This is a genomic window from Nonomuraea sp. NPDC048892 (genome assembly GCF_040649735.1).
Taxonomy (GTDB): Bacteria; Actinomycetota; Actinomycetes; order Streptosporangiales; family Streptosporangiaceae; genus Nonomuraea; species Nonomuraea maheshkhaliensis.
Window position 1 is genome coordinate 1 of the sequence record NZ_JBEZFZ010000015.1, and the last position, 11,790, is coordinate 11,790.

At 67.9% G+C, this 11,790-nt stretch carries 10 protein-coding genes, 1 rRNA gene and 2 pseudogenes; 7 read left to right on the forward strand and 6 right to left on the reverse strand.

The genetic code is table 11. The features are described 5' to 3' along the window. The 3 genes and pseudogenes from rrf to AB0C28_RS36615 all read left to right on the forward strand — a co-directional run. Positions 1-88, forward strand: a 5S ribosomal RNA gene (gene rrf, locus AB0C28_RS36605); the annotation flags it as partial. A 459-nt stretch (positions 89-547) separates the two neighbouring features. Continuing rightward, complete coding sequence (locus AB0C28_RS36610; RefSeq protein WP_358080186.1) at positions 548-1,183, forward strand: transposase family protein; 636 nt, start codon at positions 548-550, stop codon at positions 1,181-1,183. Then, positions 1,120-1,584, forward strand: a pseudogene (locus AB0C28_RS36615) (transposase); the annotation flags it as partial. The gene AB0C28_RS36610 and the pseudogene AB0C28_RS36615, both read left to right, overlap by 64 nt. Before the next feature lie 123 nt (positions 1,585-1,707). On the opposite strand, the pseudogene AB0C28_RS36620 reads toward AB0C28_RS36615, so the two are convergent. Beyond that, a pseudogene (locus tag AB0C28_RS36620) lies at positions 1,708-2,205 on the reverse strand (histidine kinase); the annotation flags it as partial. A gap of 629 nt (positions 2,206-2,834) precedes the next feature. Here AB0C28_RS36620 and AB0C28_RS36625 point away from each other — a divergent pair. The 3 genes from AB0C28_RS36625 (at position 2,835) to AB0C28_RS36635 (ending at position 4,848) form a co-directional block, all read left to right on the forward strand. Then, positions 2,835-3,389 (forward strand): carboxymuconolactone decarboxylase family protein, encoded by a 555-nt coding sequence (locus AB0C28_RS36625; protein ID WP_358080187.1) that lies wholly within the window; start codon positions 2,835-2,837, stop codon positions 3,387-3,389. Positions 3,390-3,507: 118 nt separating this feature from the next. Beyond that, positions 3,508-3,672: a hypothetical protein gene (locus AB0C28_RS36630; protein ID WP_357853462.1), complete on the forward strand. Its 165-nt coding sequence runs from the start codon at positions 3,508-3,510 to the stop codon at positions 3,670-3,672. Positions 3,673-4,050: 378 nt separating this feature from the next. Continuing rightward, positions 4,051-4,848: a hypothetical protein gene (locus AB0C28_RS36635; RefSeq protein WP_357853459.1), complete on the forward strand. Its 798-nt coding sequence runs from the start codon at positions 4,051-4,053 to the stop codon at positions 4,846-4,848. A gap of 813 nt (positions 4,849-5,661) precedes the next feature. On the opposite strand, the gene AB0C28_RS36640 is transcribed toward AB0C28_RS36635, so the two are convergent. From AB0C28_RS36640 to AB0C28_RS36655, 4 genes are all read right to left on the reverse strand, one after another. Next, positions 5,662-6,870, reverse strand: a complete 1,209-nt coding sequence (locus AB0C28_RS36640; RefSeq protein WP_358080188.1) for a hypothetical protein — start codon at positions 6,868-6,870, stop codon at positions 5,662-5,664. Positions 6,871-6,932: 62 nt separating this feature from the next. Beyond that, positions 6,933-7,679, reverse strand: a complete 747-nt coding sequence (locus tag AB0C28_RS36645) for an ATP-binding cassette domain-containing protein (RefSeq protein WP_358080189.1) — start codon at positions 7,677-7,679, stop codon at positions 6,933-6,935. A gap of 66 nt (positions 7,680-7,745) precedes the next feature. After that, positions 7,746-8,084 (reverse strand): hypothetical protein, encoded by a 339-nt coding sequence (locus AB0C28_RS36650; protein WP_358080190.1) that lies wholly within the window; start codon positions 8,082-8,084, stop codon positions 7,746-7,748. A gap of 676 nt (positions 8,085-8,760) precedes the next feature. After that, positions 8,761-9,525, reverse strand: a complete 765-nt coding sequence (locus AB0C28_RS36655; protein ID WP_358080191.1) for a PhzF family phenazine biosynthesis protein — start codon at positions 9,523-9,525, stop codon at positions 8,761-8,763. 168 nt (positions 9,526-9,693) lie between these two features. On the opposite strand from AB0C28_RS36655, the gene AB0C28_RS36660 reads away from it, so the two are divergent. Next, entirely contained in the window at positions 9,694-10,077 is a 384-nt protein-coding gene (locus tag AB0C28_RS36660; protein WP_043633494.1) for a cell division protein SepF, read from the forward strand. A 290-nt stretch (positions 10,078-10,367) separates the two neighbouring features. Here AB0C28_RS36660 and AB0C28_RS36665 read toward each other — a convergent pair whose 3' ends face one another. Beyond that, on the reverse strand, positions 10,368-11,702 hold the full coding sequence (locus AB0C28_RS36665) for a hypothetical protein (RefSeq protein ID WP_358080192.1): 1,335 nt from the start codon (positions 11,700-11,702) through the stop codon (positions 10,368-10,370). Positions 11,703-11,790: the final 88 nt, after the last annotated feature.

Below are 11,790 nucleotides of genomic sequence, written 5' to 3' on the forward strand. Positions count from 1 at the left end.
CGGTTACATTCCGAACCCGGAAGTTAAGCTTCCCTGCGCCGATGGTACTGCACTCGGGAGGGTGTGGGAGAGTAGGTCACCGCCGGACAATCTTTCAGGAGAGGGTCTCGACGCTTCACAGCGTCGGGGCCCTCTTCTGCATGTCCGGACCTTTATGGTGCCCTGCCTTCTGACGCCTTCCGAGGCAGCTTCATGTCTCCACGTCTGGGCATGGGCGCATGAGGGCGCTCTCTCGCCAGGGCTGGCCTGCTGTGAGGGGTCGTGCGGCCGACGTCGTGTCGTAGCCGGACAAGCAAGGGACTCCGGCGAAGAGTTCAATGACCAAGAAGAGCCTGAACGCCGGAGACCCGACGACCAAGAAGAGCCTGAACGCCGGAGACCCGACGACCAAGAAGAGCCTGAACGCCGGAGACCTCATTTGCCGGCTCTTCGAACTTGATCGGGGTTTGAGGTGTCCGCCGGGCCCTGGAGGCTGGAGAGAGCTCGTGGCTCTCGATGATCCTTCTTATTGTCGAGGCAAGAAGATCACAGCAGAGAAGCCACGAGCATGGTCAACGATACGACGCTGCTGCTCGACCTGGACGGGGTGACCGTCACAAGGGTCGTCGCCGCAGCTGACGGGGTGCAGGATGGACCGGTGGTGCACCTGGCCACCGCGGATGAACGGGCCAAGTTCTGCCCGGAGTGCGGGGTCGCCGCGGTCCGGATGAAGGAATGGGTGACCACAAGCCCACGTGACCTGCCGGTGGCCGGGCGAGGGTGTGCGCTGCGCTGGCGTAAGCGCCGCTGGTGCTGTGACCAGGCGTCCTGCCCGCGCCAGACGTTCACCGAACAAGTGCCGCAGATCCCCGCACGGTCCCGGCTGACCCGGCGATTACGCCAGGCCACAGGCGCCGCCGTGGGAGATGGCGGGCGAACGGTGATCCAATCAGCGCGAGATCACGGGGTGTCCTGGCCGATCGTGTCCGCGGCGTTCACCGAGCACGCCCGCCGGGTGCTGCCCACCCAGCCCGGGCCGGTCGCCGTGCTGGGCATCGATGAGGTCCGCCGGGGACGGCCCCGCTGGATGACAGCACCGGCACGTGGACGACGGCGGTGGATCGCTGGCATACCGGCTTCGTGGACCTGTCCGATGATCAGGGTCTGCTCGGCCAGGTCGAGGGCCGCACCATCGCCGCCGTGACCGGCTGGCTCAACCAGCGTGATGCCACCTGGCGCGAGCAGGTGGCCTTCGTCGCGATCGATATGTGCACCATTTTCAAAGCCGCCGTACGCGCCGCGTTACCGCAGGCCCGTCTGGTGGTCGACTACTTCCACGTCGTACAACTGGCCAACCAGGCCCTCACCGAGATCCGCCGCCGCATCACCGTCCAGATCCGCGGCCGGCGCGGGCGCAAAGGTAACCGGGAGTGGGAACTGCGCAACCGGCTCACCCGCTCCGCAGCCCGGATGCACGGCTCTGAACTGGATCCGATGGTCGATGACCTGCAGGCGCTCGGCCGCATCGGCAAGCCGATCCTGGCCGCGTGGAACGCAAAGGAAGACCTGCTGGACCTGCTCGCCCTGGCCCGCACCAACCCTGACCGGACCGTCATCGCTGAGCGGCTGTTTCGCTTCTACGACCGCTGCGCCGTCTCCGGCCTGCCCGTTCAGGGGAAGGACGGCGGTGACGCGGTAGCCGTGCCCGGGTTGGGGCCCGGCCTCCAGTGTCCCGCCGTAGAGCGTGGCCCGTTCCCGCATCCCGATGAGCCCGTGTGCGCCCGAGGGCGCCGTCAGGCCGGTTCGCTTCGAGCTGCCGTCGTTGACGACCTCGAGGCGCAGGGTCTGGTCGCTGTACCGGATGACGCAGTCGATCCGGGTGGCGTCGGCGTGCTTGAGGACATTGGTGATCGCTTCCTGCAGGATCCGGTAGGCCGACAGGTCGATGCCCGGCGGCAGCGGTCGTGGGGTGCCCTCAACCCGTAGTTCGGCGCACAGCCCGCCGGCCCGTATCGAGTCGAGCAGGTCGCCGGCGTCGGCCAGCCGCGGCAGCGGGGTGTGCGGGGCGGCCTGGCCGGGTTCGCGCAGCAGGCCGAGCAGCCGGTGCAGCTCGGCCAGCGCCTGGCGACCGGTCTGCTCGGCCATCAGCAGGGCTTCCCGCTCGGCCTGCTGTTCGGGCCGCAGGAGCCGCCGGATCCCGCCGACGTGCAGGGCCATCGCGGTCATGCTGCTGGCCACGACGTCGTGCAACTCACGCGCGATCCTGGCCCGCTCCCTGTCGACGGCGACCTTGGCCTGCCAAGCGGCCTCCCGTTCGGCCTGCGCGGCCCGCTGTTCGGACAGCTGGGAGCTGAGTTGCCTAATGCGCAGCGCGTGCCGGCCAGCCACACACCGCCCACGTACATCCCCGCGTACAGCGGGTCAGCGGGCGAGGGCCCTTTCTCGATCAGCACCGCCACCCAGGCCAGGCCCACCGCCATGGGCAGAACCGCCATCGGGTGTCGCGCGTGACAGGCCGCCGAGCAGAGCGCGGTGACCAGAGCGAAGATCATCACAGAGCCGGTATTGGAGTCCACGCGGGCTGAACCCCTCCAGCGGACCGGCCAGCACGCGATCGAGCAGCACATCGACCACGTCGTCCGGTAATGGGGGCAGCTCGATCCTGTGCACCAGGCCTTCCTCCCACAAGGCACTGACCGCGTCGCGCACCCGCTCCCGTCTACGGACGCTGATCACCAGGATCGCCCGCGCGAACGCCGCGGCGATCTGGTCCCAGGCGGGCCGGAGCTCCTCGTACAGCTGCCGGCCCACTGCGGTCAACTCCACCCGGCGGCTATTTAGCCGAAGGAACCGTCATGACCTTTATCGACCACACGATCGAGTCCGCCCCAGCCGCCGCCCGCCGCTCCATGGAGGCCGTCCTCAAGCACCAGGGCTACCTGCCCTCGGCCGTCGCCCGTCTCGCCGGCTCCCCGCAACTCCTCAACGGTTTCCTGCAGATCAGTGGCCTGTTCGAGAGGACGACCCTGGAACCGATCGCCCGCGAGGTCCTCATCATGACCATCGCGACCCGCAACGGCTGCCACCTGTGCGTCGCCATGCACTCGGCCAATCTCACCTCCCTCGGCGCGGACCCTGACCTGATCGCCGCATTGCGGGAACAGCGGCCGCTGGGCGATGCACCGCTGGAGGCCATCCGGCTGTTCACCCTGGATGTGCTCGCCACCTCCGGAGCGGTCACTCCCGACACCTTGCGCTCGTTCCTTGAGCACGGCTACACCGAGCAGAACGCACTCGAGGTGGTCCTCGGCATCGGCACCTACACCCTGTCTACGCTGGCCAACCGGATGACCGGCGCACCCGTGGACGAGGCCCTCCAGCCCTTTGCCTGGACCGAGCACGCCATGTGAACCAGGAGTACAGCTCGAACCAGCAATAGGCACGCGGGCAACCGGGTCGGGGACGGTCTCGAACGTTACGTGCCGTCGCCGACGCCGGAGTTGCGCAACCCGCTCGGAGCTACGCGCGATGCTGGAAGAGGTGACCGGCGCGGCGCTGATCGAGGCAATGGCGGACGCGCGGGGTGAGGAATGGGGCCTGCGCAAGATCGGCACGAGCACCGGGATCTTGCATGAGCAGGTACGCCGGATGCTCGCCGAGGGCCATCCGGCCCGGGAGCATCCGGCGCGCTGAACGCAAGGGGGTTACTCGGCGGGCGGGGCGTGCGCAGCGGCCTCAGCTGTCCGTCGCGGACCAACTCGGGCGGGGAGAAACTTTGACGCGCTCCCCGGCGTGAACGCCGAGGACTCAGCCTGTGCCGCGTGATATCACGCGGCACTTCTGTGGCTTTGGCTGATCACCGTGGTCGGCCGAATCACCTGGACCTTCTGATGTTTCCGCTGTCCCGAATACGCAGTGAATCAGACGTAATGCGGATATTGCCTGCCGCGGTGTGCGGCTAGGCTCATCCGCGCGCGCCACACCGCGTGTCAATGGTCAGGTGGGTCGCCGCTGGTGACAGCCGCACCCAATGCTGTCGACCTACCTACGGTTCATGAAAGGACTATTTATATGTCACTCAAACTCGCTGTGAAGACGCTGGCCGCGGCCGCGGTCACGGTTGCGATCTTCGCCCCTGTCTCCGCGAACGCCCAGGCGGTCACCGTCAGCGTCGTGCAACAGGCATCCGGTTCGGCTGTCCTGGACGATGGCGAGCGCCTCACCGCCAACAAGTACCGTCAGTCCCCCAACGGCCTGTACCGGCTGGTGCAGGGCGGCGACGGCAACCTCGTGCTGCTCGACATGAGCACCAAGAAGGCGCTGTGGAGCTCGCAGACGCACGGCAACGCGGGCGCTTACACGGTGATGCAGCACGACGGCAACCTCGTGGTGAAGTCCGCGGCCGGCAAGGCACTGTGGAGCACCAAGACCTTCGGTAACGCGGGTGCCCGCCTCGTCGTCCAGAACGACGGCAACGCTGTCATCTACAGCTCGAGTGACCAGGCGCTGTGGGCATCGGTCCCCGGCAACTTCACGCTGCGGGCGGACGAGACCCTCGAGTCTAACAAGTACCGTCAGTCCGCCAACAAGCTGTATCGGCTGGTGCAGGGCGGCGACGGCAACCTCGTGCTGCTCGACATGAGCACCAAGAAGGCGCTGTGGAGCTCGCAGACGCACGGCAACGCGGGCGCTTACACGGTGATGCAGCACGACGGCAACCTCGTGGTGAAGTCCGCGGCCGGCAAGGCACTGTGGAGCACCAAGACCTTCGGTAACGCGGGTGCCCGCCTCGTCGTCCAGAACGACGGCAACGCTGTCATCTACAGTTCCAGCGACCAGGCACTCTGGTCCACCAAGACGGCTTCCTGACGAAGTAGGCGCCCTCTCTCCGCCAACCACAGACGCCTACCGGCTCAGCGTCCACCGTTCGACATCAACGGGCTCCGACAGGGGGTATCCCTGTAGGTGTGGGAAGCGATCGTGCTGATGGTCGCCGTCAGCGACTGGTTCACCTGTCTCCGGGTGACCTGGTTGCTGCTGGGCCGCTCGGCGATCGATTCTGATTGAGCGGGCGCCATGGAGTGAGGAGGCGTGACAGGCGCCAAGGGGTTGCCGCCAGGGACGACAGTCCGAGTGTGAGGAGGCAGGAGGAGAGGAGCAGGCTTGGTGCGTCGTCGTACGGGCGTGCGTTGAAGGTCCACCATGCACCGTCGCCCCAGTATGTTGAGAGGCACATCAGCCCGAGTGGGCCGGCCCATGACTGCCGGCGACCGAAGAGGCGGCCGCAGACGAGGGCCACGCCGAGCCAGGCCGACAGTGAGCGTAGGACGATCAGTGTGTCGGGGAGGTCCAGGAGCGCGGAGGAGATGGTCGGGTAAAGGGTGAAGCAGGCGAGCGACAGCCAGAGGAGATGGTGGCGCTCGGCTCTGCGGAGGATGTCCGATCCCGGTTCCTCCAGGGTCCGAAGGGTGCTGTGGAGACCTAGGGCGGGTAGCACGCCGACGCCTACGGTCAGCAGTTGCCAGGGGGATGGTGGTTTCTCCTGATGCGGTGGGCATCGGTATGTCGGCGGTGCCTGTCCATGCGGTGAGCAGTCCGGACAGGGCAGCGAGCGCGAGGGGCACCCAGGTGCGGTGGGTCAGGGCGAAGGTCAGGGGCGGGAACGTGTGGCCGCCGGTGCGGTTACGGACGAGGGCTGGGGTGGGCACAGTAGCTGTCCTTGACGCGGTCGAGTTGTCGGCGGGCCCAGTCGAATTGCTGGTCGGCGGGTAGTTCGCCGAACGCCTGAGAGGCTGACGACCAGGCCTTGCCCATGTCCTCGGAGAGCTGTGTCGTCCGGTAGGCGGGTCTGTTGCTCTCCGCCAAGTAGAACTCCAGCCATTTACGCAACGTCTCCGGCGTGAAGTCTTCGGCCTTCCAGATGGCCTTCCAGTCGCACGGTCCCAGTGTTCGGTTGAGGATCGCGTGGGACATGCCGAGCGCCAGGCCCCATTTGCTGCCGTCGGGAAACTTGAATGCGCCGTCGAGTTCGACCGCACGCTCGCCGTTGTCGTTTCGCTCGATTCGTTTCAGCCCGTACTGGTCCAGGTGGGCAGGGAGTCGCCAGTCCGTCGGGAGTGTGGCCGCCCGCTGGTCGAGCGCCCGTACCAGGGGGAGGTATTTTCGGTCCTCCGGCCACAGGCAGATTTCGATTGCTCCGGAGACGCACAGGGGGTGGTCCGGGACGTGGCGATCTGACACTCCCGTCGTGGACATCGTCACCAGTACGGCTCCGGTGCCGCCCAGGACGGTAAGGGTCAGGGATTTCCAGCGTTTCCTGTTCTTCGTGTATGCCCAGGCGATCAACGAGAGGAAGGCCATGACGGCGGCCGACCGTAGCAACAAGGCCAGCGGATCCGGCTGTTTCCATGCCGGGCCGCTTGCCACGCCGAGGTCCGCCGCGTCGCCGGGGAACGCCTCGAAGACGAACCAGCTCAATGAGGCGGTGAGTGCCGCGTACGCCGGGTTGGCGTAGCGGCCGATCGCCCAGCCCCAGGCGACGGCGAGGAGCATCACGATCGCGCCCATGAGGACATATCCGGCCCACAGCCCGAGCCCAGGGGGGAAGGTGGAGGCGGTGAGGGCGAAGCCTGCGGCGCCGCCGATGAGGTAGGGGACGAGGAGCAGGGCCGCTGCGGCGGCCAACCGGTACGCCTCCACCGCGGCGGAGGGTATGGTCGCCGATGCGGTCAGCTCGATGAGTCCGTGGCGGGTGTTCGAGCTGGAGACCCACGCCGCGGCGCCCGCCGCGAGGACGCTGAGATAGAAGGCGGACGCCTGGGTGGCGGCGCCCGTTTCCGGCCAGCTTCCGGTCCAGCTCACCGGTTCCGTCCCCAGCAGCGCGAGAGCCACCACTGTCAGCGGGAGCGGGGTCCACCGCAGCGGTGAGGTGCGTAGGTGGAAGAGGGCCGCCCTCACAGTCGCTGCTCCTGACTCGGGAGGAGGTTCATATAGGCGCGCTCCAGGTCTGTGTCTCCTGGCAGGTCGTCGCGGCTCAAGGCCGCCAGCTCGGCGGCCGTTCCGGCGAACGTGGGTCTGCCGCGGTGGAGTACGACGTCCCGGTCACAGATCGCGTCCACATCCTCGATGTGGTGCGTGCTCAGCACCACGACCGCGCCGTGGAGTCCGGCGACGAGTCTGCGGAACTGCAGGCGTTGTCGTGGGTCGAGGCCCACGGTGGGTTCGTCGAGCAGGACGAGCGACGGGTCACCGGCGATCGCCCACGCGATGCCCGCCCGCTGGAGCATGCCGCCGGACAGTCTGCGCATGCGGGTACGGCGCTGCTCCACGAGGTCGACCTGGATCAGGGCCCGCTCGGCGGCGTCGTCCCAGCGCTCGGCCGGCAGGCCCCGCATCCCTGCCGCGTACCGGACGAAGTCGACGACTCTCATCCCCGGGTCGAAGCCGAACCGCTGGGGAAGGTAGCCGATGTCGCGCCGGGCACGGCGGGCGGCGCGTTCGCCGTCGATGACCACCCCGTTGAGCGCGATCGTCCCCGTTCTCGGCGGCATGATGGTCGCCATCGTGCGTAACAGCGTCGTCTTGCCCGCGCCGTTGGGGCCGAGGAGTCCGACGACACCTGGCGTCAGCTCCAGGTCGAACCGTTCGATGGCATTCGTCCTGCCGTAGCCCTGGGTGATGCCGGTCAGTTTTAGGCTCACGGGAGCACCTTTCGCGACGGGTGGGGCGCGGTCGTCGCGCGGCCACGCCCCACGAGTTGCAGCGGCTTACTGGAACCAGGTGGTGATGTTGCGGACAGAGGTACTGCAGTCTTCGCCGTCGATGGATCTGGTGTCGCCCTCGCTCCTGTGTGCCGACACGGTCTTGTCCGGCCTGTTCGGGCAGTCGGCGATGGACAGGTACACGCCGGTCCAGCTCGCGCCACCCGCTCCGCAGTCCTGGTTCCAGTCCCTGGTGAACCAGATGCCGTAGCAGTTGCCGGCGCTGTTGCCCTTGCCCGCCGCGGTGGCGGCGGTGGAGGCGATGCCGAGGACGGCGCTCGCACCGAGGACGGCGACAGTGCCGGCCTTGGCGACGAGGGCCACGATTCTCATCGTCTTGGACATGACTCTCCCTGGTGCTGAGGTGGGAAATGCCGGAGACGGGCGCATGGACGTGCGCGCTCTCAGGCCGTCGTCCGGATCCGGGCGACGGCATCACGCTAGGACCGCACCGAGTTGTTCAGCAGTGGGTGAATGGCCTGAACAAACAATGGTGCTCCTGCGGTCGCCCCTCACCGGGCTCCCTGTGCAGGTTCACCAGCGGATATGGCTCGACTCGCTCGCTGGTTCCTTCGTCGCGGCCGGAGCTATTCGCGGCGGTTTCCGGAGAATTTCGGGTTCAGTCTTGGCGTAGGGGAATATGTCGGTGGGGCCTGCCAGCATGGCTTCATGATCACGTCAGTTGACGAACGCCTCTGGCTTTGTGTTGGTGTACGCGGGCTGACACCACCTGGGCGACTGGCGGTGTGGCTAGAGTGCTACGCCGTGGGGGCTCGTTCGTGGGAGGGCCGGCGGTGGCTGGCTGGGGCGTCAATGCGCCGGCCATGCGGGGGTGGGGCTCAGGGCCTGTCTGGGGCGCTGGGGCGGGGTCTGGTGTGCGGTGGGTGAGGGCAGGGGGCTGTGGTTGAGGGTGCCGGCTGCTGGGGCGGGTTGGGTTTTGGGGGGTTCTGGTGAGCTTTCAGGACTACTTGATGGTTCTGGCGGCAGAGGGACCAGGGCGAACTTCCGGGAGATGCGAGGGTCAGAGGTGCAGCGTGCCCGACATCACGGTGACGGCGTGGCCGGCGAGGTGGACGCGGTCGCCGTCATGGCGGACGTACACGGTGCCGCCTCGCGCCGACAGCTGGGCGCCGGTCAGGGAGGTGCGGCCGAGGCGGGCCGACCAGTACGGCGCAAGGGCGCAGTGGGCCGAGCCTGTTACCGGGTCCTCGTTGACGCCGACGTTCGGGGCGAAGAAGCGGGAGACGAAGTCGGTGTCCTCGCCGGGAGCGGTGACGATGACGCCTCTCGCGTCGATGGCGGCCAGGGCTTCGATATCGGGGGCGAGGGTGCGTACGGTTTCCGCCGAGTCCACCTCGACCAGCAGGTCGAGCGCGCTTTTTCCGACCCGCACCGGAGTGGTCCCGAGCGCTTTCTCCAGACCGTCGGGAACGGGGACAGGGGTCACATGCTTGGCCGGGAAATCCATTGTGATCATGCCGTCGGTGCGCCGATTCACGGTAAGGATCCCGCCGGCCGTGCTGAATTCCAGCTGCCCCGTCGCCGCACCGGTCGAATAGAGGACGTGTGCGGTCGCCAGCGTGGCATGGCCACAGAGCGTGACCTCCACCATCGGGGTGAACCAGCGCAGCGAATCCCCGAGCAGGAAAGCAGTCTCGGAGAGGCTCATCTCGTTGGCTACGCTCTGCATCCACTGCTCAGTAACCGGAGTGTCCAGCAGGCAGACCGCCGCGGGATTACCCTTGAAAGCTGTGTCGGTGAAGGCATCGACGGTGAAGAGGAGCATGTGGCTCAGGGTATACGGGGGGCGGATATCCAGCTGCAACCAGGCTGCAAGCCGTACAAAATGGAATTAGGGCTGGGCGTGTCGCGTGGCGAATGCGGAATCGTCGGTTACCGTCCAATGTGTAGGGACGTGCCGATTACGGTGAGTTCCTGAGGAAAGGACAAGCCGATGGGGGCAGTGCGCAAGGTGGTGAGCTACCTTGGCCTGAGCGGGGTCGATCACTACGACGAGGGCTATGACGACGACGAGCACTACGAGGACGAGTACGTCCCCGCGACCGAGCGGGCCGCCCGGCGGTGGCGCGCGAACGTCGACTCGTCGCGGATCGTGATGGTCCAGCCGCTCAAGTACAACGACGCGCCGTTGATCGGTCAGCATTTCCGTGACGGGCAAACGGTGATCATGGACGTTACGGGCATGTCGATGTCCGAGGCGACGAGGATGGTGGACTTCGCCGCAGGGCTGGCTTTCGGGTGTGAGGGGCGGATCGAGCGCATCGCCGAGCGCGTCTTCCTGCTCGCGCCGGCTCACGTGGAGATCGAGACCACCTGATCGCGCACTTCTAGGGAGGCCGTGCTGACCGCCAGATGATCCTCGTCTTATCCCCCTCCGCTCGTCGACTTGTACCTGCGGGCGGTCATCGTCTCCCATTGCAGCGCGCGTGCGTTATAGGGCCCTGCTGGTTATAGGGCTCGGCTGGTCATAGCGGCTGGTGGTCACGGGCTGGCTGCTCGAGGTCTAACCGGGTGGTCAGCCTTGCTGCCGGCAACGGCCTTGGCGGGTCTGTCTTGGCAGGCTCCGCGCGCCAAGCGGCAGGTGGCGGACAGCTTCGGTGCTGTAGGTCAGTGGGCGGCGCGGGGGCCGCGGCGGATGAGGAGGGTGAGTTCGGCGGCGTCTTCGGCGGCCTGCTTGGCCCGAGCGTCCGACTCTCGCGCGTACGCGTGCAGCGCCCAGACAGCCCCCTCCGCCAGCTCCTTCAGCTCGTTGACCTGGGAGGCCACGTAGCGGGCGTCCGCTTCGGCGAGTTTGCGGCGCTGCCAGAGCTGCCAGCCGGCCAGGCCGATCATGGCGATGGCGGCGGCGGCCAGGAGGCGGGAGGCGAAGACGGCGCCGATGAGGCAGGCCAAGCCCGCGACGGTCAGCACCACGGCGGCCCACGGGCGGCCCCGGGGCACGATGCCGTCGGTGACGATCGACTCTTCCGCCGCCGCCAGTGAGTCCTGGTCGGGGCCCTCGGGGCGCAGGTGGATGCGGTGGCCGAGGAGCGGCACGGTCAGGGTTTCCGGCGGGTCGAGGCGGCTGTCGGCTTCGAGTTCTTCGGCCACGCCGCGCAGGATGGGCGCCGCGACGTGCAGTGCGATGGCCGCGAGATGCGGATCGGCGCCGGGGCGCAGGTCGTCGAGCAGGTAGGAGCTGAGTGAGGCCATCGGCCCGGCCGGTCCGCCCAGGCCGATCAGGGAGCGCAGGACGGCCAGCGGCTCGTTCTCGGCCCAGGCGGCGGCGGGGCTGTTGGAGCTGTTGTCGAGGGGGGCTGAGGAGTCGTGGTCGGCCTGGCGGGCCGAGGTGATCTCCGCGCAGCGGCTGCGTAGCCTGGCCAGGCGGGCGGCGGCAACGGCGGGCCTGGCGAGTTCGGGGATCTCGGCCATCTCGGGGAAGTCGACCAGCGACGGCGGCACGACGACGGCGGATTCGCCGGGTACGAGCGCCTGGACCCATTCCTGCGGGTCGGCGCGGTCCTGGATGGCCAGCGCGTCGAGTTTGCGCAGCACGAAGATCTTGCCGGCGGGGCCGTACGCCCCCCGGGCGGCGGCCAGCCAGAGCGAGCGCTGGCCGTGGGAGACGGGGCGGTCGAGGGAGAGTTCGCCGAAGGCGGTGCCGAGCCAGGAGGCGTGGATGCGGCTGCCCTGCCCGGACACCGCCAGCGCCAGGCAGAGGAAGAGGGCGGTCTGTTGCTCGTCGCGGCCGGCCGCCTTGCTCAGGGGCTCCAGCGGGTCGTCGCCGGACAGGATGGCGACCAGCGCTTGGACGGCCGGGGGCAGCCAGTAGCCGGATACGTCGCGGAAGCTCGGTGCGGCAGGAGGCGCGGTGCCCTTCGCGGCGAGGTGCGCCAGCAGCGCCTCGGCATAGCGATGCAACTCGGTCGCTGCTGGGGGGCTCGCAGTCAGGTCCGTGCTCAAGGCAGAGAACTCCCCCAATTCGGCCTCAGTTCATGACCGCGTAAAGCGTAACCGCTGGGGCGCGCCAACCCGGTGGAGGCGCGCCCAC